This is a genomic window from Cellulophaga sp. RHA_52 (genome assembly GCF_007827205.1).
Classification (GTDB): Bacteria; Bacteroidota; Bacteroidia; order Flavobacteriales; family Flavobacteriaceae; genus Cellulophaga; species Cellulophaga lytica.
The window spans coordinates 2,762,544-2,788,415 of record NZ_VIRZ01000001.1 but is presented as its reverse complement, the minus strand read 5'-3'; the positions used below and the strand labels follow the sequence as shown (position 1 = coordinate 2,788,415).

The window sequence follows — 25,872 nt, the reverse complement described above, 5'->3', positions numbered from 1 at the left end:
TTGCTAGTTTTAGCCTAAATATGAATCCCTAAGCGTTAGGACTATCATACTTTCTAACTGTGATTTATTTGCTAAATTAGGTGCTTAAACCACGCAGCTAATCTTAAACAAAATTGCTGTGTGCAACCTAATAATACACTATGGACTTTAAACGAACAGGAATAATATTGTACACTATTGAGTATAAAAAATGTGTAGCCTTTTATGAAAACATACTTGAATTAAACAAAATGTTTGAAACTGAAAATTTAACGTGTTTTGAATTTGGTAACTCTTATTTGATGGTAGAGCTAGACGATGAATATAACGGAACACAAACTGAATCTGAACGAATTAAGACTTGTTTACGAATGAACGTTTCAAACGTTAAAATTCTTGCAAACAAACTGATTGAAAAAAATATTGAAGTAGACTACCAAGAACACACTTGGGGAACAATTGCGAAATTTTTTGACCCAGACGGAAATTTATGTGCCTTTAAGGACAATGAAACGTTTGAAAAGCAAATTGCAGACGGAATTAAAGTGAACTAAGCAGAAGAAGAGTTAACTAACACTTATACAAGACTATTTTTATTTACTAAATTAGGAGCGTAAACACTAAAGGTTTAATAAGCAAAACCGTGGTGTATAATTAATTAAAATTATGAAAAACATTATTAAAATTGGAATTACTATTATTGGAATTCTACTCGTAATAAATTTTATTGAAAATTTAGACAGCTTAATATCTGAATATGTCAACTACTTGGAAATGAAAAAAATGGATGGTTACACATATTCAAAACAACCTAAACTACTAGATTTTATTCTTTCATTTATAGGTGTCTTCTTGAAATTAATTTTTGGATTATTTCTGATAATTAAACCATCATTATTTACAAATATATATATTCCTAATAACATTGAGTCTAATGATGAAAAATGGGCTTTAAAGTTAATACTAAGCTTTAAATATTGTTTAGCAATTTATTTAATCGTTTTTGGAATAATTGAAGTGATAGAAGTAATTGTCAGAGAATTTCAATTCACAGAAAAGGCTAGAAACAATTATGAATTTGTTAGGTATAGTTGGACTTCTGTAATACCCAAATGTTTTAGTATTATTATAGGATATATATTATATAAATCATTTAATGAAAAATTATTTTTAAAATAACGATAAACAGTAATGGATTTAAAATTTCTGTACTAATTTAATATAAAGATACACGATTTATTAGAGTATGCATTTTTATTAAAATTAAGCTGCTAACGCATTTAGTCATTAACTATAAATGCGTGTATAACTCCTGGTAACCAACCAATAATAGTTAGTATAAGACTAATTAAAAATGTTTTTCCTATTCCGTGTTTCATAAATACTGCTAATGGTGGTAGTACTATATTTAGTATAATTGTTAGTAATGACATATGTAGTTATTTTAATTAATAATTCTATTTTTCTAAGTTTTTTTTATTCTAGTTATTCTTCTTCTTTCTCATCTACCAACATCCTATGATCACTTTTCTTTAACCCAACAATGGCAATAATATTTGTAACGGTACCATATAACATTAGTATGGTAATAACCATCATTCCACTAATAATAGAAGAGGAGAATAGTGTTCCCCAATAAATATATTTGTACCACCAAACGGCTACGTTATCTGCTTCTGTAATTGGAATATTAAAAAACTGAAAGAGAATTAATGTACTTATAAAAAGTATGGTGTCAAATTTAGCAATACTTAATACCTGTGTATAGTGTTTCTTTTTAAGTTTTGTTTCTGTACCAGTACTTATACCCAGTAAGGTTAATAGTAAGGCCAAAATTGTGGCAGATGCCAATATTATGGTATTACAAAGCATATTAAGACCTTGTATAGATGAACTTAACAGTTTTTTAGCCTCATAGCCCGATATGTTACCTAAAATAAAGACACCAAATGCTATAAAAATTGTTGTTACAGCACCACCTATAAAGGCGCGTTTATGATTTTTAAAAAAGTGGCTCATTTTTATATGATCTTATATCCTATGGGTTTAAAACTTCCACCATTACTATCTTTTGCAGAGCAAGCTGTTAAAGCTACAATTAAATCCATTTGGGCTTCAAAACAAACATAATCACCAGATTGTGATGTGGGTGGCTCAACTTTTATTTTCCCAGATTTATTAAAAACAACATTCATAAATATATTAAATGCAGTAGGTATATCATCTTTTTGAATACCGTAGGGCTCTAAATTTTTGTAAAGGTTTTCAAAACAACTTGGGTGGTATTCTTCAATACCGTAAAAATGTTTAAACGTTTTTCTATCACACGGTGCAAGTAAAAAATCGTTTCTACCGTTTGTATCTTCTATAATTTTTACCATTTTATTACTTCTGTTACTCCAGAGGTAATTGCCTTTTGTTAGTAAAATAGACTCTTCAAAATCTAATGTTTTACCTGAAGATACTTTCTCTTTTATATCGGTTTTATTCAAAAATAAAATGTCTGATACTTGCTTACCTTCAATATCAATAACCTTAAGTATTTGACCCTTTTTAAGTTCTAAAGCTGCTCCGGATTTTGGTGGTATAGTAATCATTTTTTATGAAATTGGTATGGACATTCCCATTTGTTATTTACTGCTCTTCCGCTATATTGTCTTGCTTCGCTACCAGCTCCAAAATCTTCTAGCATTGGATTTATAGAACCTTGATATTCCTTATCTCTACGCCTAATTAAGTCTCTTACGCGAGTATAACGATTGGTTTTACGAAGTTTATCAAACTGATTATGTAAGTTAAACACAATCATAGGAAATGGTGATGATCTTGCTTTTCTGGAAGCATTAGGATGCATACCAACTATGTAGAACGACTTGCCTAAGATGCTCATACTAAATTTTGGCGAGGATACATCAGAATCTGTACTTTTATCCCATTCACAATCATCCTTACAGTGTAGTTGATACAGTAATTTCCAGAGTGCGTTTTCAAAAGCTAATTCAGTTTTAAATTCGTCATCTTTAAATACGGCAATAAAGGTTTGAAACTTTTTAGATTCATCATTAATTTCATTTAAGTAACTATTTAAATCGTTTAATAGAGTAGGGACACATTGTTTAGAAATTTTACTATAATTATGAATAGATATAGTATCATTTGCAACAACACTTTGTGCCATAACACAAGGATGATCGTCAAGAATAAATTCTTTTACCATATCATCAACAGTAATTGTATTCTCTATTTTGTCCATTGTGTGTAATTCCATTTTTCAATGCTTTAATGCGTTTGTATCATTTTTATGCTAAATTAAATGGAGTGTAGTTTAAGCTTTATCTCAATCCGTCATATTATTAACCTTATCAAGTATATAAGAATTTATGCATTATTTCTTCACTTGTATTTTATAAAAAGGCTAGTAGTTTTAGTATTTATATGATACTAATATGGTGCAATTAGCACCATATTACCCAATGCTAAAACTATTTTAGCAGTCTTACACATTTTATTATTTTGTAATATATTTCTTACTAGATTTGTTTCGAAACAACAATGTTAATTACAAAAAACAGACTACTATGAAATTAAAAATTATGAAACCAAAAAAGGTATTTTTAAGTTTTCTTCTGGCATTTATTTGCCTGCTAGGGTACAGCCAAAAACCAAACGGACAAACATCTAATCCGAATGATAATTTTAAATTATTAAACGATTTTTCAGATGAATTTAATACAGGTAACATTAATTGGAGCAAATGGAGTAAAACGGCTAATTTACCAAACACAAAAGCTTGGAAGTGGGATAACAATGCCAATGCTAAACCGGTAAATTATAAAGGTGAGCGCTCTGTTGAGCTTACTATGCGTCAAAACGCCAATAATGCAAGAGATGGCATTACATATTTTAAAAGTGGCTGTTTACAAACTATTAAACAGTTGCCTAAAAACTTTGTAGGTTATGTAGAATCCAGAATTTATGGTGCAGAAATTAACTCTCCAAAAGCAACAGGTCTTGACAAATACAGAGGTGTGTGTCCGTCTTTTTGGTTATACAGTAAGTTTTTTGATAATAAACCAATTGGTGAGGCTGTATACACAGAAATTGATGTTGTAGAACTACAACAATTTGATTTTGATCCTAATGGTCCGGTTGGGCATCAACAAGATTTAATTACAGATGCAGAATCTAATCTTCATTTAGTAAAAAAAGCTAGTTTTGGTAGAGATTGGTTTAGACCAAAACAACCAAAAGCAAGAGCTACTCAATTAAATAAATATGAGTTACCAGGCAAATTTGATCCTACAAAAGGTTGGCATACCTATGGTTGTGAAATTACGCCTACTAAATTATACTTTTATGTAGACGGAAAAAGAGTAGGCAAAGCATTAAATAATACATACTGGAGTGATAATCCTATGTATGTTATAGCATCATTAGGATTAAGAGTACCATTTGTAGCGTTTCAAGGTAATGTATTTGAGCCTGTGAACCCAGAAGTAAATCCTAGAGCAAAAAAGAATATAGATGAAATGCCAGTATCTATGCACGTAGACTATATAAGAGTATGGGAAAAAAATGGTTCTGGAGGAACTAATAATCCTGTTGGTAACTGTTCAACAGCTCCAACTTGGAAAAAATCAGGAAATTTTACAAAAGGAGACAGAGTAAAGCTTAATAATGCAATTTATGAACTAAAAGCTAGTAATGGTAGTTGTAGACCAGTTGGAGCTTCTGGTTGTTCTTCAAACCAATGGACTAAAGTATCTGACTGTACATCTAATAGCAGTATTATTAATACTGACTTAGGAACTGTATATCCAAACCCTGCGAATACAGTAGTTAATGTGGTAGCTACTAAAGGAGATTTTATTAGAGTAATTACTTCTGTGGGTACAGTAGTACGTACTATAAAAGCTAAAAATAGTACTACTGTTATAGATATTTCTGCATTACCACCAGGTTTGTATACTGTTACAATTACTGGTAACAACAAAAATGAAACAAAACAACTGCTTATTCAATAGCTGAAAATTTAAATAAATTAAATAATAAAGGCAGAATTGAGGTTAAACTTAATTCTGCTTTTTTTGTTATTGGGCGTTTTTTACTAGCATACATAATTATGCAACAAACATATTTATCTAGTGAATAAACACTCTTTTTATAAAACGACGTAGGAGGGAAGTGTAATGTGTGTGGAATGGATTAGTATGCCAGAATGCTATTGGACTGTCATTTAATTATTTTCTAACCCTTTTGTCAGTAAATATTTAGTAAAAACGCATAAAAAATGCCATAATGCCTTAAACAAGACATTTGGCACGAATTTTGTACTAAATTCAGCTATTGTTTGTTATGATTAAAACAATTAAATATTTCTAATTCTAGAGGCTTAGGACCTTTATTTATTAGTGACTTATAAGTTTTAAAAGTTTATTTTAAAGATAATTTTCGACGTTATCAGTGTGCAAATATAAAAATAAATTGTTAATAACAATGTTAAAATAAATATAAATTAAAAAATATCATATCCTAGAAAGTAAATTTTAAAATATCAAGAAACATAAAAAAGCAATAAGTGCTTTTATTAAATAAGTATTAACAATAGTGTTAATACATAACAATTTTAAAATATATAGAGATATGAATATATCAGAATATTATAAGTTAGGATATCAACAACAAAAATTAGACTTTGTTGATATCAAATTAAATACAGACAACTTATTGTTTGTAGATCCAAGGTTGATAGAAAGCTTGGGAACACCTTTAGCAACAAAAATGCAAAAGCATTTAGAAGTTTTTTGGGGTGAATTAGTAAAAAATGTAAAACAAAAATCATTTGGGCAAGCAGATTATTTATTATCTGGTTTGGGAGAGCCAAATGAAACAAGGTTAGGTTATGCATTTAGTAAAGATTACGGAAACTCCGTTGGAAATAAATTAAGGCAAAGAATAGCCAATACAATTTATAACAATATAGCAGTAAAAACAGGCGTTTTAAGTCATTTTGCTGATATAGAATTGTATTTTGAAGATATTAGTTCTGATAGAATTTCTGATATTACTACTAAAATTATTAAATCTGTTTTGATTGAGTTTACTCAAGAACAATGTAGAATTCATAAAATACCAATGAAAACTTTTGTTCAAAAAGACATTTTTGATATTAATACTCTGAAATGGGTTAGCAAAAAAGTTGAACTTCCAGAATACTTTGGTAAGCCAATAATTTTTGTTCCTAAAAATATTGTTAGACTTGAAAATACTGCTGGTAAAAATGTAAGTTGTTTTTATAGATATGCAATAAGACAGTTTGTTAGTAATGACACTGAAATGTTAAAAGACGTTAGTGCTACTGGAAAAGAAGGGAAAATACTTATCAAAGATGTTAAGTCTAAATATCCTTTATCTAAAGAATCATTAGCTAATTGGACAATACATTTTGGTAAATTATTAATTGATTATAAGACAGACCATTTAAGTGGTAGATTAAGAGTTTTAACTGACGAAGAAATAATCGAAATCATATATGATGATGGTTATTCTGATGTAGGCTAGTAACTAATTAGATTATATAAAGGCAGGTGTTTTTCACCTGCCTTTTTTTTGGCCTCATAAAATTTTGGTAAAACAATAAGGTGAAGTGAGCGTGCATATTTTAGGCTATCCAAATGCAATTATCCAGTGGATGATTGTATTTGGATATAACACTTTACAAAATACCGTTTCAAATCATATTTAACTAAAAAACAAATCCACGAGAATCGCGTATTTTAAAATTTCTGTACCTAAATACAGAATACGTAAATTATAAGCAGTATACATTTAGTTATAATTATAAGGCTAATTGTAGTTTTTAACTTTTTGTGAAAATGTATTTTAGTTTTACATAACGACTAATTATAGCTACACATCTAAATTATTCTAACGAAGCCATAATTAGCTTTGCATAATTACTCGATATAAGCATAAAGACAATTATCATTAATATTAATTATGTAAAATATAGATGAAATTGTAACCGTTAATTTAAAATTGACAATTCGAGTTACGGTAAATAACTCTTTATTTATTAATGTTTATAGGAGGTAAAGAGGTTTTCTGAAAAGATAGCTAACAATTTAAAACTGCTAAAAAAGCATTTTTTTGGAATAATGCTAAATTAAAATTACCATTTATATTTTTTTAGTTTTGCTTCATTTATTGACGATTCTAAAATCACAAGATCAAAAATTTTCTCTATTGCATTTTTAGACTCTTTACTTATTACTTCTAAATTTTTAAGCTTTGTATATTTTGCATCCAATTTTATAAAATCTGGATCATCACTATTTGTAGTGTGGATTAACTTATTAGTTAATTCTTCTATTCCAATATTTAAAGCATTAGCTAGCTTAAAAATCGTTTTAGCTGATGGCTTGGCTTTGTTATTTTCATATCTACCAATTTGTACAAAGGATACACCTGATTTGTCCTCTAGCTCAACTAAAGTTAATCCTCTTAGCGTTCTTAATTCCTTAAGTCTCTCACCTATAGTCATTATTCTTTGGGATATTAAACTTTTTTATACTATTTTTATACTTTTATTAAACCTTTATAGATTTAAATTACTTTTAGTGCTAAAAGCAATTTTTATGAAGCACATATTGTTATTTGCAATATTTACAATATTTACAATATATGCAATACTTGCAATACCTGCAATATAAATAAAAGGGAAATCCCGATTTTCTTAATGAGAATTTTTAGAATAAAGATTAGAATAATATTTTTTAGATACAATGACTTAAAAGTATATATTAATTAAACTCTTGACATATGGATAATTACAAGATTAAAGATAAGAAACTAATAATTTCTATTGATTATTTAGTTGATTTAGGTTGTAACCGAAGAACTATGGAAAATAGTATCTCAAAGTTCAACAAAGGTAATTCTATTTTTTTTCACGCCCATAAGGATCCAATAACCAATAAGAAATGGATTTATTATGAGTCCATTCCGAAACGTCTTTTAAAAAAGTTTAATATTTCTACAGATAGGGATATAGCCCTAAAAACATTAAGAGAAATAGAAAAAAATGACATTTTTAAAATTAGAAGTGAAATTAATTTGTTATTAAAAATTCAATGGGATAATCCAATATATTGGAAACAGTATATACCCAATTATGTACTATATTTTTTAGATGCTGAAAAAAGAAATTTATTTGCAAAAACCCATTCTATCATTAGTTGTGTAATAGAATTAAAGAAGAGTAGAAATTACAAACTATGCGATATTCATACGGTTTATTTAAAATTTGAAAATGCAGTTTTTTGGAATGAAAGTTATAATTATTTCTCTAAAAAGATTTTAGAAGCCGAAAGAATGGGGATTCCTGATGCTTTAGTTCACGGATTTAAGCGCTTTGGAAGAAATAATTATCGGTTAAATAATTTTGCTAAAAAAAGAATTATTCATTATTACTGTAATCCTAAGGCGTACTCTAGAAAGCAAATTAGAGATAAAGTTAATTTAGAATTAACTGAGAGAGGTTTAAATACAATCTCCTATAATTCCGTAACACTTTTTATGCGTAATAATGAGTTTCGAAATAAATATGATATATTAAGGAAAGGAATTGAATTCGGATACAATGATTTATTTCCATACCTAACACGTAAAGAGCCTCAATTTATTGGAGAATTATTTCAGATAGATTCGACAAGATTAAACATTAAATACCTTTCAGAAGATAAAAAAATTCAGTCCTTATACCTGTGTGTTGTAATGGATGTTTTTACTAGAAAAATTATTGGTTATTCATTCTCAGATTCAGAAAATCAAGTTTTAATAATGGAATCTATTAGAATGGCGTTTAAGGAGTTTTCTATAATTCCCAAACAAATTGTTGTAGACAGCCATTCATCATATTCCTCTGAAGAATTTAAAAAATTTATTAATGTAATGGATGAATATGGAGTTGATGTAAGAAAATCGAGACCGTATAACCCAAGAGATAAGGGTCACGTAGAAAGATGGTTTAGAACATTTTCAAGTTCATATTTAAATCAACTAATGGGTAATTTAGGTTATGGTATTAAATCTAAGATTGCAGACGGTAGAGCAGCTCAAAGTTTAGAAAGGTTTTATAATAAACCTTCAAACTTACGAACTAAAAAACAGTTAATCAATGCTGTTAGTCGCCTTATTAATACCTGTAATAATGATAAAAAAGTAGTAAAGAACTCCAAAGATGCTAGTTGGTTAGCTCCAAAAAGAAATTTTTTAAAAAGAGACATAGCTAAAATATTCTTTAGTCAAAAAAGAATAAAAGTAAGAAACTCGATGGTCAGAATGAGTGTAAAAGGTTTAGTAGTAACTTATACTATACAAAACATTAAGAAAGCCAATCAGCTTAATAATGAATATGTTTATGTAAGATATGATGAAGGTAATCTTAATTCAATATACTTATTCGATATGAAAAATGGAGAATATATATGGAAATTAGAAATAGACGAGCGTATAGCTATAGTACCTAATCCTGAAGAACTAGTTAAGATTAAAAAGTTTAGCGAAAAACAGAATCAACGAATGCAAGATCAATTTGATATGGTACAAAGAGATTTGGATGAAGCTAAGGAGGAACTAAATTCTATACCAATACTTCAAGATTTCAATTCTAAAAAGACCAAAGAAGAAATCTATCGCCAAGCTGAAGATGATTATTTAATTTCAGAAATAATCAATTTAAATTATCCAAAAGATAAGGGCAAGCAATTTATGAAGAGAAAAAAAGAAAAATATAAAAGTAATAACACTTATAATAAAGTAAGAAATGAGATGAGGAAAAAAGATAGTATTAGAATTATAGAAGATTAGATCTATGAGAATTTATGCTACTTTAAATTTTTTAATGATTCAAGAACTTTGTAAAAGCACAAAAGAAGAATTAAAAATGATAGCTATAATAGGTTATCCTGGCGCAGGAAAAACTGTTGGACTTAGTTATTATCAAAAAACAAATAAAAATGTAATCTATATGATAGTAAGAAAGAGTATGAGTGCTAAAGAATTTTATATTGAGTTATTAAATGCGGTGGGTTATGAAGGTGATGTTTTAAATTTATCGTTATATGATATCATTAATGTTATCGTTTCTAAGATTAAGGCAAGCAAAAGAAAATTATTATTAATAATAGATGAAGCAGGAAAATTTAAACCAAGACAATTAGAATATATTCACGAGCTTAGAGATCAAACAAGTGACAGATTAGGAATCATACTAGCCGGACCAGAATATTTTTATGATAATTTATTTCTTTGGAAAGAAAAAAAAGTAATTGGAATCCCTGAAGTATTTAGGCGAATTGAAAAAATAGAAACATTACGATTACCAACATTCAGGGAAATTAGTGATATATGTAAAGATTTTAAAGTAACTAGTGATGAAGAAATAAAAAAATATAGAGATATAGACAGTTTTAGTGAATTAATTAATCGTTTAAAAAATAGGCCTTCAGAAGATGAAAAGGATGAAGAAGGGTCTTATTAAAAAATTATGTATTACTATCCTATATAAAGTCGCTTATTTCATTTTTGAATTCAAATGATTCAATTTTCCAATTACTATCTCTTTCAACCCATATTAAACCTTTTCTTTGTAATAGATTAATAATTTTCCAAATTTTAGTATCTAGAATATCATTATTAAATATATGTCTATATATAAGTTTTTTGTCTCTAAGTTTTACTATTCCTGTTAGTACTTTTAACTCAGGATCAGTTAATTCTCCTAGAATAATATTAATAGGTTTTTTTATTTCAGAATTAAGACTATAGTTTGGTGAATATTGTGCGCAAGTTTCACAAACTATAGGATTTTTTTGAATTGTTTTTAGAAACTCATTCCTGTTATTTACTTTTATTTTTACTTTTTGAAAACATAATGTGCAGTTTTTAAAAGTTAATATTGCATACGAATGCTTATATATTTTGTTTCGAATGTCTTTATCTAAGTTTATTTCCTTAAAAACAAAATCAGACTCTTTTTTATCATACCCCCAATATTCAAATATGGGTATTCTTGAATCTTCAGGAACACAGTCTGTTAGTACAATTTGGTATTTAATATAGTTGCTAATGATGATTTATATTTAATGACATATATGTCATTATAAAAATGCTAAATTCTTTCGACTTTTCAAACTTTATGGGAAGTCATTTTAGAAACGATATATTAATACAGAAAATTTGTACACAACTTAAACAAATGAGAGAGCGTAAGGCTCTAACTCAAGAGGATGTTTACAATGATACGGGTATTCACATTTCTAGAATAGAAACTGCTAGAGTTAATATTACAGTTAGTACATTATCATCTCTCTGTGATTACTATCAGATGAAACTCTCTGATTTTTTTAAAGAAGTTAACCTTTAGTTCAAATTAGGTGGATAATCTTCCCCTTTGATTTTTTTCTTTTTTATTATTCTTTACCTCAAGAATCAAGTTTTTTTGCTTGTAACACAGTTATATTTTATCTTACTATAGTAATATCATTTGATATTATATTTATAGATTTATTAACTCTTTACAAAATGTGTATTTTGTAAAGAGTTAATGAATTATGTTATTGAATCTACTGTTTTTGTATAATACATTAAAAATATGGTCAAAGGGCGAAATGTAAAGAGTAACAAAAAAGTAACGACAGATGATCACGAGCGGTCTAAAAATTTTCTAAGTAATACAGAGGTAAAGGATCTATTAGAAGCTTCTAAACAGAGTAGATATCCTATTAGAAATTATCTTTTATTACTAATGATGTATAGGCACGGCTTAAGAGTTTCGGAAGTAATTAATTTAAAGCTCACTGATGTTAATTTAAAGGAATCTAGGTTATGGGTAGAGAGATTAAAAAATAGTCTTTCCGTAGAGCATCCAATAGTAGGGGATGAGCTACGTGCAATAAAAAGATACTTAAGATCCAGAAAAGATAATTTGCCTTGGTTATTTATAAACGAAAGGAATTTACCCCTTACTAGGCAAGCTGTAAATTATATAGTAAAAGCAGCAGCAGATAAAACTGATATAAAAAATGTACATCCACATACATTAAGACATTCTTGTGGTTTTTATTTAGCTAACAAAGGTTATGATTTAAGACTAATACAAGATTACTTAGGACATAGAGATCCTAAGCATACAGTTAATTATACTAGGGTAGTGAGTAGTAGATTTGAAAAGCTTTGGGGTTAATGTTTTTATATAATAATATTGTTTAGAATATATCTATTACTCTTTGACAAGATTTAAGAGTAATAGATAAACCAAAGTTTAAAAACCTAAAAATAAAGGCTACTCATAATTAATTCTATACCATTTATAAGTTATTCTTACCCAATTACACATTTCCGTAATTGAACATAAAAAAATAGTTTTACATTTTGTGAAAAATTGAGAAAAAGAAGCTTTTCTTAAAATATACACAGAATAATATAAGGAACAAAACTTCCACATATCCTACCATATAGGTGTATAAGTGAGCTATAGTTCCGCATATAAACAAGTTAACAAATATTATAAAAATGAGGTACAACTTAACCAAGCATAAAATACTGAAAGTTTTAGCGGATAAGTTGACTTCAGGAATGAGTGATGATGGAAAAGCGGAAGGTGTAATCGTAGTTCCTAAAAAAGAAATAATCAATCTTATCGGAAAAAACAAAAAATTATATGCTGTAATAATTTCTGAATTGAGTGCTTGTAATGAAATTAAATATCTTGAATCTTCAGACTCGTTTATTATTGAAACTAATATTGGACTAAGTGCGTATTCAAATAAAAAATATTTGGATAAAAACTGGGGCATAATTTTGGGATGGCTAAAAAACTTTGCTCAAATATTTATACCAATTGTTTCTCTATTTATTGCGGCACTGGCATTATGGATTAAAATTGAAATGCAAAACGATATGCAAAATAACAAAATACAAGAAATAGAATCACGAATTGAGAGTATAGAAAAACTTGAATATAAAAAGCAAGAGTCTACCAAAAATGATGGAATCGATACTTTAAATCTGAGATAAAATTGAACATATCTAGGTCTGAAAATAGTACTCTAAAAAAAATAACATTTGCTAACAAAACCTAAACGTAATCCGGACTTTAGGGCAAAATCGAAAGGTCTGTGTATATTTATAAAGTCACTAAATCTTATGAATTTAGCTTTGGAAAAGAAAAAATAAAACTAAACAATAAGCTTTAGCTTCGTGCGCAGACGGAAACGAAAAGTTTCCTTGCCTACGCATTACGCTTAGACCAGCCGTTATATATAACCCTGCAAAACTAATTCAAAATTTAGAAAATGGGCAGTTTACAAGACTTGAGTGACAAACTAGGAGAATTTAAAAATCACATTGAGGATATATCAAAAATGGTAATTCCAATTATTCCAGATAAAAATGGAATGATTGACAGGCAATGTCCCAAAAGTGAATGTGAATCCCTTTTTAAAATACATAGAGAAGATTGGTTAAAGATTGTAAGAGAAGAAGAAGTATTTTGCCCTTTTTGCAAGAATAATTCCGAGGCTAAAAGTTATTTGACAGTCGAGCAAAATAATGAAGTGATTAGCGATTTGAAAAAATCAATAAGGGAATTTTGGAATTATACATATTCGCAAACTGGACAAAACATATCCATTAAACCGAGAGAGGAATTCGAGTTAAACCTAAAATGTGTAAAATGTAATTGCAGATATTCAGTTGTTGACTCTGCATATTTTTGTCCATCGTGCGGAAACAATAATATTGAAGAAAACGCTAAAAAAGCCGTTGAAAAAATTCTTTCTAATACCAATAATATAGAAAAGATTCAAGAGACCCTAGAAACAAATTTAAATAAAGACGAAGCAACAGTAATAACAAAATCTATAATTAAAAACTCCATTTCAGAAATAATAGGGACTCTCCAAAATTATAGTGAGTTGAGATATAATTCAATATCTAGTAAAACAGCACCATTTAATGCCTTTCAAAATGTTGAAAAAAGTAATAAACTATGGTTTACATTATTTGGAACTGGGTACGATGATTGGTTAACAAAGACTGAACTAGAAAATCTATATAAATACACTCAAAAAAGACACCTAATAGAACATAAGGCTGGAATAGTAGACCAGAAATACATAACTAAAACTGGAGATATAAATTATCAAGAAGGAGAAAGAATAATAATAAAGCCCAATGACGTAGTATGTTTAGGAAAAATAGTTATTAAACTTTTAAATGAAATATCAATGCTAAAAAAAGGCAGTATATAACACAACCTATAAAACCAAAAAAAGTGAATTACGGAACTGTTCCTGTTTTTAAGGATTTATACGGAAATTGATGGGACTTACTGGAATTAAATCCTAAATCCTGAACGGCTGCTTAAACTCTGTAAAATTCATAGCAAGTACAAGCGTGCTAACGAAAAGCCTTCAGGTTTAAATTCATTTATAAATAATATTTTCAACTTTAATATTTCTTTAGAATCAAATATTAATTTTATTTTTTTAAATTCATTAATATGAAATATTTAGTAGCTGAAGATGAACTAGATTTACAACAATCTATTGTTACCTATTTGCAACGTGATGGGAATATTTGTGAAGTTGCTTCAGATTTTGGTGAAGCTTCAGAAAAAGCAGCTATTTATGATTATGATGTAATTATCTTAGATATTAATCTTATTTCTGGTAGTGGTCTAGACGTGCTCCGTTTTTTAAAAAAAGAGAAAAAGAGGGCAGGGGTTATTATTATTTCGGCAAATAACTCTTTAACAGATAAGTTAGAAGGACTTGATTTAGGTGCAGATGATTACATTACAAAGCCATTTCACTTAGCAGAATTAAATTCTCGTATAAAAGCAGTTCTTCGTCGTGGCAAATATGGTGGGGACGAAATTATGGAGTTTAACGAGATAAAAATAGATACAAAATCTAGAACGGCTTACATAGACGGTAAAGCAATCGCGTTAACTCGTAAAGAATATGATTTACTTGTGTTTTTTATATCTAACAAGGGTCGTGTACTTTCAAAAGAAATTATAGCAGAACATCTTTGGGGAGATAATAGTGATTTGTTAGATAATTTTGATTTTATTTACGTACATATTAATAATCTGCGTAAAAAGTTAACTGCTGAAGGCGCTAAATATATAAAAACTGCCTATGGTAGTGGATATAAATTTATTGAAGATTAATAAATTATTTAAACGTGTCAAAAAAAACAAGACTTATACAAAAAACCTCTAAGACTTTTTTGTTTGGAGGTGTACTTTTAGTATTATTAAGCTCTTTAGCGTTGTATTTTTACACCAGCTATCTTTTAAAAAGTGAGGTAGAAGAAGTTTTGTATTCAACAGAGTCTAGAGTTGCAGATGCCATTAAAAATGATAGTGTTGTTTTTTCTTTATCACCGGTTATAGAAGTTAAAAAAACGGATAATGTACAAAGTGAAGTATTAAAGGATACAATTATTTATGACCCTTCTCAAGACGAAATGGAATTGTTTAGAGAACTTTCAACTTATAAAAATATTAATGGCATAGACTACCAAATAACAGTAAGAAATATGGTTGTTGAATCTGAAGATTTAGCTTTGGCAATTGTTATTTCTAACATTACGATATTTGTAATTGCGTTTATATTTCTTTTTTACTTTAATACTACTAGAAACCTTAAATTATGGGATCCGTTTTTTAAGAACTTAGAACAAATGAAACGTTTTTCATTAACATCTAAAGATACCTTAAATTTAGTAGATAGTGATGTTTTAGAATTTTCTGAATTAAAAACCGAAATTGAAACTTTAGCGGATAAAGTAAGGAAAGATTACGAAAGTTTAAAACAGTTTACCGAGGATGTATCACATGAGATGCAAACGCCATTAGCTATTATCCAGGCCAAGATAGATAATATTATAAATGAACACGAAATAAGTGATAAACAGTTTGAGCAAGTAACATCCATTCAAAAAGATATTCAACGTTTAAAACAGCTTAATAAAAGAATAACAACTTTAACTAAGATTGATAATAATCAATTTATAAATATTGAAAATGTCAACGTATCTGATTTAATTAATGAAAAGATTGAAAGTTTTAAAGAGCTCCAATTTGCAAACCTAGTTTATAATCCAGAAAACAAACTCTCTGTTTCTATGGATGTATATCTAGCAGATATATTAATTAATAACTTAATTTCTAACGCTATTAAGCACAGTAAAAAGAATGAAGAGATTACAATTATAACCAAAAGTAAATTGTTGATTATTTCTAACTTTGGAGAGAAAGTTTTAGCAAATCCAGAGAATTTATTTTTACGATTTTATAGAGAATCTAGTACAAATCAGTCAACAGGATTGGGATTAGCTATTGTAAAAAAAATATGTGATTTATATGAATTTAAAATCTCATATAAATTTGAGGTTGATCAACATATATTCTCAATAGACTTTTTAAGAAATTAAGAGTTAGTCTTTTTTGCAATACCACTGCATTAAATAATTTATATATTTGTCAAAGTTATATGAAAATATTCTTTTCCATATCAATGTCTGTTTTATTCCTTTTTCAAGGAATAAGCATAGATATGGACTTCTGTGGACCGATTAAAGATATTTCAAAAGTCATTACCCATTATCAAGACCATAAAGTTTATGGAGACTCTTTCTTTGAATATGTAGTTGAAGATTACATTGATAATAATGCTCAAAATAAAGAGCATCATCATAGCCCAGATAAAGAAAATACACCTATTCATTCCCATAATCAATGTTGTCACCCATTGGTATTAATTATTGCCAACAATACTTTGGCTTTAACCAATCAACTAAATTTTGAAGAGAAAAAACAGTATAATTTACATAAAGTAAACTTCACTTCCAGATATTTGGAATCGCTTTTCCAGCCACCAAGGGCATAATTCAGTTTTTTTAAAGGATAACTATATCCAATTTTGAACCTATATGGTTCTTTTCATTTCGTGTAATTCTATTTTCTATATCAGAATTATACCGAAAAGTTTAACTGAATTAAAACATTTTCTATGATTAATAAAATCATTGATTTTTCAATCAATAACAAATTCATTATTGGTTTGCTAACGCTTACCATTGTTGGAGCAGGTATTTGGAGTATGACCCAAGTGCCCATCGATGCTGTTCCAGATATTACCAACAACCAAGTACAGGTTATTACACAAGCACCCAATTTAGGTACAGAGGACATTGAACAATTTGTAACCTATCCAGTAGAAGTTGCAATGAGCAACCTACCTGATGTAAAGGAAATCCGTTCCATTTCTCGTTTTGGTTTATCTGTGGTTACTATTGTTTTTGACGATGATATGGGAACCTATCTACCACGTCAATTAGTAGCTGAAAAGCTAAACGAAGTTAAAGAACAAATTCCAAGTGGTTTTGGCGAACCTGCTATGGGACCTATCTCTTCTGGATTAGGAGAAATCTATCAATACACACTTAAAGTAAAACCAGAGTATAAAGACAAATATTCAGTTACTGATTTGCGCACAATGCAGGATTGGATTGTACAACGTCAAATGGCAATGGTTCCTGGTGTGGTAGAAGTAAACGCTATTGGTGGTAAAATTAAACAGTACGAAGTAGCAGTTGATCCAAACGAATTAAACGCTATTGGTCTAACAATTACAGATGTGTTTAATGCTCTTGAAGCCAATAATCAAAATACAGGAGGTGCATATATTGAGAAGAACCATCAAGCTAACTTTATTCGAGGAGAAGGTTTGGTACGAAATTTAGATGATATTAAAAAAATCACTGTCAAGAATATTAATAACATTCCTGTTACTATTGACGATATTGCCAAAGTACAATTTGGTTCAGCTATTCGTTATGGTGCATTAACACAAGATGGAGAAGGCGAAGTAGTAGGTGGTTTGGTTATGATGCTAAAAGGAGCAAATTCCAATGATGTTATTGCAAACGTAAAAGAGCGAATGTCTCAAATTGAAAAGTCATTACCCGAAGGCGTAATTATTGAGCCATTATTAGACCGAAGTAAATTAATTAGCGAAACAACTTCTACGGTTACAACTAATCTTATTGAAGGCGCATTAATTGTCATTTTTGTGTTGGTTTTTTTGTTAGGTAATTGGCGAGGTGGTTTAATAGTGGCTTCTACTATTCCATTATCCTTATTATTCGCTTTTATTTTAATGAACGTTTTTGATGTTTGGGTAAATTTAATGAGTTTAGGAGCAATAGATTTTGGAATCATTGTAGATGGAGCTGTAATTATTGTCGAAAGCACTGTTTTTCTTATAGCATCACAGGTTTTGAAAAAGAAACAACTTACATCTAAAGAAAGAGATAAAGTTGCTACTAATGCTTCAAAAAAGATGATGAATGCTGCTTTCTTCGGTCAATTAATTATCCTTATCGTTTTTCTTCCCATTTTAGCCTTGCAAGGTATAGAAGGAAAAATGTTTAAACCAATGGCTTTGACTTTTATTTTTGCTATGATTGGAGCAATGGTACTGTGTTTAACCTATGTACCAATGATGTCAGCTTTAATATTAAGAGCACCAAAAAATGATAAAAAATCCTATGGAGATAGATTTGTAAATTGGGTTGAAGACAAATATCAACCTTTATTGGTTAGAGCCTTACGAAAAGGTAAATGGGTAATTGGCGTTGCAGTTGTATTGTTCGGAATTACAGTTTTTATGTTTTCTCGAATAGGTGGTGAGTTTATCCCGCAATTGGATGAAGGGGATATTGCATTTCACGCTATTTTAAAACCAGGTAGTTCCCTTACAGAAACCATTGAAACTACGACTAAAATAGAACAAATAGTAAAAGCAAAATTTCCAGAAGTCGATAAAATTGTTAGTCGTATTGGGGTTGCTGAAATTCCAACAGACCCAATGCCAATGGATATTGCTGATGTTTTTGTGATTCTGAAACCCAAAAGCGAATGGACAACAGTAGAGTCAAAGGATGAATTAATTGAAGCAATGAAAGAAGCAGTTGGAATGGTTCCTGGTGTTAATTATGAGTTTACCCAACCTATCGAGATGCGCTTCAATGAATTGCTTGAAGGAGTTCGTGAAGATATTGCCATAAAGCTCTATGGTGAAGATATTGACATTCTATCTCAAAAAGCAGAAGAAATATCTAAAATTATTGCAGGTACTGAAGGTATTGGAGATATGAAAGCGGAAGCCACAACAGGTCTACCACAAATGACTATTAATTACAATAGAAATAAATTGGCACAATACGGACTTCAAATAAATACGCTTAATCAAACCATACAATCTGCATTTGCAGGTGGTATAGCAGGTGTTATTTTTGAAGGTGAAAAACGTTTCGATTTGGTAGTACGTTTAAGTGCTCAAAACCGAAAAGATATTTCCGATGTTCAAAACTTGTATATCAACCTACCTTCTGGCTCTCAAATTCCATTACGTGAAATTGCGGATGTTAGCTACAAAGCTGGTCCAATGCAAATCAGTAGAGACAATACAAACAGAAGAACTTATGTAGGTGTCAATGTTAGAGGGCGTGACGTAAAATCGTTAGTTACAGAAATTAAATCAAAATTAGATGCACAATTAAAACTTCCATCAGGTTATTTTATTCGCTATGGTGGTGCTTTTGAAAATTTAGAACGTGCCAGTAACCGTTTACAAACTGTTGTTCCTATTGCCTTGTTACTCATTTTTGTACTGATTTATTTTGCATTAAAATCCTTATCACAAACCTTGATGATTTACATCGCAATCCCAATGGCAACCATTGGTGGTGTTGTAGCGTTGTGGTTACGAGATATGCCATTTAGTATCTCGGCAGGTGTTGGTTTTATTGTTTTGTTTGGTGTTGCAGTATTAAACGGATTAGTAATGATTAGTGGTCTGAATGAGTTAAAAGAAGAGGGTATTACCAATCTAAAAGATAGAATTATAGAAGGTACTAAACGAAGAATCAGACCTATTATGCTAACTGCCTTTACAGATGTATTAGGCTTTTTACCAATGGCTATTTCATCATCAGCAGGTGCAGAAGTACAACGACCTTTAGCAACCGTTGTAATTGGTGGTTTGTTAACCTCTACATTATTAACATTATTCGTTTTACCTATATTGTATCATTGGGTAGAAAACAAATCATTTAAGTTTAGAGCAAATAAAAAAGTAATTACAGTTACTGCTGTCATAGCTTTTATGTTTTTGTTGCCAATAACAGGAGATGCGCAACAAATAAATGATTCTTTACCAATTATTTCGATGCAAGAAGCTGTAAAATTGGCTAAAGAAAACTATCCAAGTTTAAAACAACAACAACTCGAAATTGATAAGCAACAACAATTAAAAGGAACTGCTTATGATTTTGGAACGACTCAAATTTTTACGGGAGGTGAAGAAATCAATAACGGAAATGGTATTTACACCACTATTGGAGTTGGTCAATCAAATATTGATGTATTTGGTATAGCACCAAAGAGAAAATTACTGGAGCAACGTATTCAGTTAGCTAAAAAAGCGTTTCAGCTTTCAGAATTAGATTTAGAATTGGAAGTAAAGAAAGCTTGGGCAAATGCTTTACAGAGTAAAAGGAATTATAATTTATACAAAGAGTTAGATTCCATCTATACCAACTTTGAAAAAGCAGTTGCTTTAAATTATGAAGTAGAAGCCATTTCTAAACTTGAATATGCAGCAGCCAAAAATCAAGCCTTACAGATTCAGAATAAATTTTTGCAATCAAAAAGCAAATATGTTATTGCTTTACAACAATTAAACTTGTGGTTGATTTCAGATGATTTTTATACGGTTTCAGATGAAATTGATATAGCGAGCGAAATAAATGTAGAATCCTTTACTTTAGAAACACACCCTTTATATAGTTTTTCTCAACTTCAACTCGCAGAGGCAGAAGCAAACTTTAAAGCTGCCAAAGCTGAAAATTTACCAAAGTTAAACCTTCAGGGTGGTTTACAAAAAGTAAATGGAAATTCAGGGTTTTATACCTATCAAGCTGGTATTTCCATACCGTTTTTGTCTGGTACAACAAAAGCACAAGTTAGAACTGCAAAAATTGATAGGCAAATTGCCGAATCAAATATGCAGTTCAAGCAAAAGGAAGTGCAATCTAAATTTAATCAAGCCAAAGAAAATCACCAAAAATGGAAAACATCTTGGCTGTTCTATAAGGATGAAGTATTACCACTTATTAAAGAACAAAAAACTGGTGCTTTGTTTGCTTATAAAGAAGGAGAGATTGATTACACAGCGTTTACACAACTTATAAAAGAAGCTATTCAATCTGAATTACAATCTCAAGAAGCATTAATAAATTATTTAGAAAGCACATTTCAACTACAATATTTTAATCAATAAGACAATGAAAAACACACAATATATAATTTTAGCACTACTAACAGTTTCATTTTTAGTTGTTGCTTGCGGAAATAAAGAAAGCCATAAGGAAGGTGATGGTCATTCCCATAACGAGGAACAAAAGATTGAAGAAAACGATGACCATAGCGAAGGCGAAGAAGTGATGCTTTCACAACAACAGTTTGAAGCTTTAAAAATGAAGATAGACACCATTGCATTGCGTAATATGAGTGGTTATGTAGAAGCAAATGGCACATTGGAAGTACCACCACAAAGTGAAGCAGCAATAACTTCTGTAGTTGGTGCAAATGTGTTATCCATAAAAGTGATTGAAGGAGACAAAGTGAATAAAGGTCAAATTGTGGCATATCTTTCACATCCAAATATTATTCAAATGCAAACCGATTATTTGAATGCTTTTAGCAATAGTAATTTTTTAAAGAAGAACTTTGAGCGTCAACAAAAATTATATGATGCAGGAGTTGGCTCTGGTGCAAATTTTCAAAAGGCCGAAGCCGAATATGATGCCTCTAAAGCTATGGTAAATGGATTGGAAGCGCAGTTGAAACTATTAAACATAAATACGTCATCAGTACGAAATGGAACAATTGCTCAAAGTATATCATTACGCAGTCCTATTGAAGGCTATGTGCAAAAGGTAGAAGTAAAAACAGGACAGTATGTTGAACCACAAACTGAACTCTTTGAAATTGTAAATACAGATCACGTTCACGCTGATTTAATGGTCTTTGAAAAAGATGTGTATAAAGTTAAGAAAGGTCAAAAAGTAAGCTTTAATATACAAACAATGCAAGATGAAGAATTAACAGCAGAAATCTATTCCGTAAGCAAAACATTTGAAGATGACCCTAAAGCAGTACACGTACACGCTGAAATTGAAAACAAGAAAGGTAACTTAATTCCTGGAATGTATATCCAAGGTAAAATTCAAGTAGAGAACACCAAAACAAAAGCACTTCCTGAAAGTGCGATAGTAAAAGAAGGTGATAGATTTTTCGTGTTTTCGGCAGAAAAAGAAAATGACGATTGGAGTTTTAAACCTATTGAAGTGCTTTTAGGAGCAAAAGATGGCAATTGGGTAGCTGTTCAATTTACTGAAGAACAAGATAAAATCACAAAATTCGCTTATAACAATGCGTATTATTTAATAGCCGAAATGAAAAAAGGCGAAGCAGAACACGAACATTAGATTATGCAAACCATAGAACAATTATTAGAGTTAAAAAATATTCGCGTTACGGCAATGCGTTTATTGATTTATAAGTTTCTTGCAGAGAAACAAGTAGCAGTAACATTAAGTGATATAGAAAATGCTTTTGAAAAAGCAGATAGAACTACATTGTACAGAACTATTAAAACATTCGAGGAAAAAGACATTGTACATCAAATAGATGATGGTACAGGTATTACCAAATATGCTTTATGTGAACAAGGTTGTAGTTGTGATATAAATAAAGATTTACACTTACATTTCCATTGTAACAATTGTAATGAAACCATTTGCTTAACAGACCATAAAATACCAAAAATTAAAGTGCCTGATGGCTTTGTTTCAGAAAATGTAAACTTGGTTGTAAAAGGTATATGTGATAAGTGTAGTGGATAACAAATGCACTTCCATTGCACTAACGATTGTACTACTTTTATTCAAAATTAATGGATATGAAGTTTAATACTAAAATACCTAAACCTCTTAAACAGGCTTATATAGAAGAATTAAAACAATACAGTTTCTGTTTAGAAAATAAGCAGTATAGTAATGCTTGGTATCATTTAGAACGCAGTCATATCATAGGGCAATCTTACCCAATAGAACATACCTATTCACATTGGTTAATGCTAAAGTTTGGATTTATGCAAAAAGATACTAAAGAAGTATTCGGCCAAATTATTAGGTTACTTGTTGGTGGTTGGAAATCATTTATTGACCACGTGCCACTTGGTAACACAGGCAGTGCAAACGTACCACCATTAAAATCTATGCCTATACCTAATGATATTAAAAATTTATTCAATTCAAAATGAAAAAAAAGAAAGTCAATTTAAGAGATTTAAAACCAAATTCAGAAGAGCAACATTCTCACGATGATGGTCATAATCACGGTAATGGAAGTGCATTTAAAACTTATGTGCCAGCAATTATAAGTTTTACGATGCTTATGATGGGTATAGGTTTAGATTATTTTGATGTTTCTTTTTTTAAGAATTGGACTCGTATTGTTTGGTACAGTATAGCATATTTGCCTGTAGGTTTTCCAGTAGTAAAAGAGGGTTGGAATAGTATTAAAAAGGGTGATATTTTTACAGAGTTCTTTTTAATGTCTATAGCTACTATTGGTGCGTTTATAATTGGTGAATATCCAGAGGGTGTAGCAGTAATGTTGTTTTATGCAGTAGGAGAATTATTTCAAAATGCAGCAGTAAATAGAGCAAAAGGAAATATTAAAGCATTATTGGATGTTAGACCAAATGAAGCTCTGGTATATCGCAACAATAATTATGTGTCTGTAAGTCCAGAAACGGTTGAAATTGGTGAAAAAGTGCAAGTACGTGTTGGAGAAAAAATCCCTTTAGATGGTATTCTACTTTCCGACAAAGGTTCATTCAACACAGCAGCATTAACAGGCGAAAGCAAACCTAATACGATTGTAAAAGACGAAAAAGTATTTGCAGGGAGCATTAATTTGGATGGAGTAATTGAAATAGAAACCACCAAAGAATTTAAAAATAGTTCCATAGCAAGAATTTTGGATATGGTACAGAATGCCACAGCTCGAAAGTCTAAAACAGAATTATTCATTAGACAATTTGCAAGAATTTACACGCCAATCGTTGTGTTATTAGCCATAGGTGTTACGTTTCTTCCATACTTTTTTGTGGATGATTATGTATTTAGAGATTGGTTGTATCGTGCCTTGATTTTTCTCGTGATTTCGTGTCCTTGTGCATTGGTAATTTCAATTCCGTTAGGCTACTTTGGCGGATTGGGAGCAGCTTCAAAAAACGGAATTTTATTTAAAGGCGCTTCGTTTCTCGATGCAATGACCAAAATAAATACGTTGGTTATGGATAAAACAGGAACTGTAACCAAAGGTGTTTTCAAGATTAAAGAAATTAAAGCAATTGGTTGGGAAGAAACCGAATTTATGAAATATTTGATGGCGATGGAAGAACAATCTACGCATCCAATCTCCAAAGCAATTTTAGAATATAAAGCAGACGGAGCAGATTTTGAGGCTACAGAAGTTTCAGAAATCGCTGGAAAAGGTTTGAAAGGTATTGTAAATGACAAAACCGTTTTAGTTGGAAATAAAGCCTTAATGACTTCTAATAATATTGATATACCATCTGAAACGGAATCTATTGTAGAATCTATCGTTTTAGTCGCTATCGATGGAAAATTTGCAGGTTATGTGGTTATTGCGGATGAATTGAAAGACGATGCAAAAGACACAATTATTAATTTACAAAAAATAGGCATAAAAAATATTATGATGCTTTCGGGAGACAAAGATTCCATAACTCAAAAAGTTGCTTCCGAATTAAACATTGAAAAAGCCAAAGGCGGATTATTGCCAGAAGATAAGCTAAATGAGGTTGAGCTTTTAAAGAAGAATCTCGAAAACAAAATTGCTTTCATTGGCGATGGAATTAACGATGCGCCAGTTTTGGCGGCAAGTGATGTCGGAATTGCAATGGGTGGTTTAGGTAGCGATGTCGCAATAGAAACAGCAGATGTCATCATCCAAACAGACCAACCTTCAAAAGTCGTGAGAGCAATTAAAATTAGTCGTTCTACACGAAAAATTGTATGGCAAAACATCATTTTAGCATTTGGTGTTAAGGTCATTGTTCTAATTTTAGGAGCAGGTGGTTTAGCAACAATGTGGGAAGCAGTTTTTGCCGATGTAGGAGTAGCATTATTAGCAATTTTAAATGCGGTTAGATTACAAAAAATGAATTGGAATTAACCTCTAAACTTCTGTTAAACAAAATCAATAGTTGTTAAAATTTTGTAACTTCGCAATTAATATGAAACAAGTATTCCATAGAATAATGTCTTTAGCAATGGCTTTTGTAGTGTTATGCTCTACAATGTCATTTACGCTCGGTATGCATTATTGTGGAGATACTTTGGTAGAAACTGCTATGTTCCATAAAGCTGAAGGATGCGGAATGGAAATGGATAATCCTTCAACTGAAGGTTGTTCTATTACAAAAAAGAATTGTTGTAATGATGAACAATTGGTAGTTGATGGTCAAGACGAACTACAATTACAAGTTGACAAAGTTTCTTTTGAACAACAAGTATTCATCGCTTCATTTGTTTATACCTATATTAACCTTTTTGAAGGTTTAGAAAACAATGTATCTTCTTTTGAAGAATACGAACCACCACTCGTCATAAAGGAAATCTTCAAGATTGACGAGACTTATTTAATTTGATTTT

General features: G+C 30.0%; 24 protein-coding genes. 19 read left to right on the top strand and 5 right to left on the bottom strand.

Annotation, left to right across the window (positions count from 1 at the left end; genetic code table 11):
- Nucleotides 1-140 precede the first annotated feature (140 nt).
- Nucleotides 141-533 (top strand): VOC family protein, encoded by a 393-nt coding sequence (locus JM80_RS12355; protein WP_144710347.1) that lies wholly within the window; start codon nucleotides 141-143, stop codon nucleotides 531-533.
- A 112-nt stretch (nucleotides 534-645) separates the two neighbouring features.
- The gene (locus JM80_RS12350) at nucleotides 646-1,158 is read left to right on the top strand and encodes a hypothetical protein (protein ID WP_144710345.1); all 513 of its coding nucleotides are present in this window, start codon (nucleotides 646-648) and stop codon (nucleotides 1,156-1,158) included.
- Nucleotides 1,159-1,259: 101 nt separating this feature from the next.
- Here the strand turns inward: JM80_RS12350 and JM80_RS12345 are convergent, their stop codons facing one another.
- The 4 genes from JM80_RS12345 to gntA are packed head-to-tail and all read right to left on the bottom strand — an operon-like array spanning nucleotide 1,260 to nucleotide 3,247.
- On the bottom strand, nucleotides 1,260-1,412 hold the full coding sequence (locus tag JM80_RS12345) for a YqaE/Pmp3 family membrane protein (protein WP_013622471.1): 153 nt from the start codon (nucleotides 1,410-1,412) through the stop codon (nucleotides 1,260-1,262).
- Between the two features lie 52 nt (nucleotides 1,413-1,464).
- On the bottom strand, nucleotides 1,465-1,998 hold the full coding sequence (locus JM80_RS12340) for a hypothetical protein (RefSeq protein WP_144710343.1): 534 nt from the start codon (nucleotides 1,996-1,998) through the stop codon (nucleotides 1,465-1,467).
- A gap of 2 nt (nucleotides 1,999-2,000) precedes the next feature.
- Nucleotides 2,001-2,576: a DUF1989 domain-containing protein gene (locus JM80_RS12335; protein ID WP_013622473.1), complete on the bottom strand. Its 576-nt coding sequence runs from the start codon at nucleotides 2,574-2,576 to the stop codon at nucleotides 2,001-2,003.
- Nucleotides 2,573-3,247 carry a guanitoxin biosynthesis heme-dependent pre-guanitoxin N-hydroxylase GntA gene (gene gntA, locus JM80_RS12330; RefSeq protein WP_144710341.1) on the bottom strand — a complete coding sequence of 225 codons (675 nt, stop codon included), beginning with the start codon at nucleotides 3,245-3,247 and terminating at the stop codon, nucleotides 2,573-2,575. Before gntA ends, JM80_RS12335 begins: the two co-directional genes overlap by 4 nt.
- A gap of 310 nt (nucleotides 3,248-3,557) precedes the next feature.
- On the opposite strand from gntA, the gene JM80_RS12325 reads away from it, so the two are divergent.
- Both JM80_RS12325 and JM80_RS12320 read left to right on the top strand, forming a co-directional pair.
- The gene (locus tag JM80_RS12325; RefSeq protein ID WP_144710339.1) at nucleotides 3,558-5,003 is read left to right on the top strand and encodes a T9SS type A sorting domain-containing protein; all 1,446 of its coding nucleotides are present in this window, start codon (nucleotides 3,558-3,560) and stop codon (nucleotides 5,001-5,003) included.
- A 619-nt stretch (nucleotides 5,004-5,622) separates the two neighbouring features.
- Entirely contained in the window at nucleotides 5,623-6,540 is a 918-nt protein-coding gene (locus JM80_RS12320) for a hypothetical protein (RefSeq protein WP_255436778.1), read from the top strand.
- 610 nt (nucleotides 6,541-7,150) lie between these two features.
- Here JM80_RS12320 and JM80_RS12315 read toward each other — a convergent pair.
- Nucleotides 7,151-7,522, bottom strand: coding sequence for a helix-turn-helix domain-containing protein (locus JM80_RS12315; protein WP_051456024.1), 372 nt, complete (start codon nucleotides 7,520-7,522; stop codon nucleotides 7,151-7,153).
- A gap of 278 nt (nucleotides 7,523-7,800) precedes the next feature.
- On the opposite strand from JM80_RS12315, the gene JM80_RS12310 reads away from it, so the two are divergent.
- From JM80_RS12310 to JM80_RS12240, 15 genes are all read left to right on the top strand, one after another.
- Nucleotides 7,801-9,849, top strand: coding sequence for a DDE-type integrase/transposase/recombinase (locus JM80_RS12310; RefSeq protein WP_034643600.1), 2,049 nt, complete (start codon nucleotides 7,801-7,803; stop codon nucleotides 9,847-9,849).
- Between the two features lie 4 nt (nucleotides 9,850-9,853).
- Nucleotides 9,854-10,522: an ATP-binding protein gene (locus JM80_RS12305; RefSeq protein ID WP_034643597.1), complete on the top strand. Its 669-nt coding sequence runs from the start codon at nucleotides 9,854-9,856 to the stop codon at nucleotides 10,520-10,522.
- Nucleotides 10,523-11,149: 627 nt separating this feature from the next.
- A complete protein-coding gene (locus JM80_RS16675; protein WP_370511824.1) occupies nucleotides 11,150-11,407 on the top strand; it encodes a helix-turn-helix domain-containing protein in 258 nt (85 codons plus the stop codon).
- A 228-nt stretch (nucleotides 11,408-11,635) separates the two neighbouring features.
- Nucleotides 11,636-12,226, top strand: coding sequence for a tyrosine-type recombinase/integrase (locus JM80_RS12295; protein WP_051456023.1), 591 nt, complete (start codon nucleotides 11,636-11,638; stop codon nucleotides 12,224-12,226).
- A gap of 329 nt (nucleotides 12,227-12,555) precedes the next feature.
- On the top strand, nucleotides 12,556-13,059 hold the full coding sequence (locus tag JM80_RS12290; protein WP_034643594.1) for a hypothetical protein: 504 nt from the start codon (nucleotides 12,556-12,558) through the stop codon (nucleotides 13,057-13,059).
- A 278-nt stretch (nucleotides 13,060-13,337) separates the two neighbouring features.
- The gene (locus JM80_RS12285; RefSeq protein WP_034643591.1) at nucleotides 13,338-14,294 is read left to right on the top strand and encodes a hypothetical protein; all 957 of its coding nucleotides are present in this window, start codon (nucleotides 13,338-13,340) and stop codon (nucleotides 14,292-14,294) included.
- Between the two features lie 251 nt (nucleotides 14,295-14,545).
- Entirely contained in the window at nucleotides 14,546-15,220 is a 675-nt protein-coding gene (locus JM80_RS12280; RefSeq protein WP_034643588.1) for a response regulator transcription factor, read from the top strand.
- Between the two features lie 14 nt (nucleotides 15,221-15,234).
- Nucleotides 15,235-16,488 (top strand): HAMP domain-containing sensor histidine kinase, encoded by a 1,254-nt coding sequence (locus tag JM80_RS12275; RefSeq protein ID WP_034643585.1) that lies wholly within the window; start codon nucleotides 15,235-15,237, stop codon nucleotides 16,486-16,488.
- Between the two features lie 59 nt (nucleotides 16,489-16,547).
- Nucleotides 16,548-16,943 (top strand): hypothetical protein, encoded by a 396-nt coding sequence (locus JM80_RS12270; protein WP_232228764.1) that lies wholly within the window; start codon nucleotides 16,548-16,550, stop codon nucleotides 16,941-16,943.
- A gap of 123 nt (nucleotides 16,944-17,066) precedes the next feature.
- Nucleotides 17,067-21,401: a CusA/CzcA family heavy metal efflux RND transporter gene (locus JM80_RS12265; RefSeq protein WP_034643579.1), complete on the top strand. Its 4,335-nt coding sequence runs from the start codon at nucleotides 17,067-17,069 to the stop codon at nucleotides 21,399-21,401.
- Between the two features lie 4 nt (nucleotides 21,402-21,405).
- Nucleotides 21,406-22,611, top strand: a complete 1,206-nt coding sequence (locus JM80_RS12260; protein WP_075695601.1) for an efflux RND transporter periplasmic adaptor subunit — start codon at nucleotides 21,406-21,408, stop codon at nucleotides 22,609-22,611.
- A gap of 3 nt (nucleotides 22,612-22,614) precedes the next feature.
- Nucleotides 22,615-23,028 carry a Fur family transcriptional regulator gene (locus JM80_RS12255; RefSeq protein ID WP_028283530.1) on the top strand — a complete coding sequence of 138 codons (414 nt, stop codon included), beginning with the start codon at nucleotides 22,615-22,617 and terminating at the stop codon, nucleotides 23,026-23,028.
- Nucleotides 23,029-23,084: 56 nt separating this feature from the next.
- Nucleotides 23,085-23,447 (top strand): DUF3703 domain-containing protein, encoded by a 363-nt coding sequence (locus JM80_RS12250; RefSeq protein WP_034643927.1) that lies wholly within the window; start codon nucleotides 23,085-23,087, stop codon nucleotides 23,445-23,447.
- Nucleotides 23,444-25,393, top strand: a complete 1,950-nt coding sequence (locus tag JM80_RS12245; RefSeq protein WP_034643569.1) for a heavy metal translocating P-type ATPase — start codon at nucleotides 23,444-23,446, stop codon at nucleotides 25,391-25,393. Before JM80_RS12250 ends, JM80_RS12245 begins: the two co-directional genes overlap by 4 nt.
- A 97-nt stretch (nucleotides 25,394-25,490) precedes the next feature.
- Entirely contained in the window at nucleotides 25,491-25,868 is a 378-nt protein-coding gene (locus JM80_RS12240) for a hypothetical protein (protein ID WP_034643924.1), read from the top strand.
- Nucleotides 25,869-25,872 lie beyond the last annotated feature (4 nt).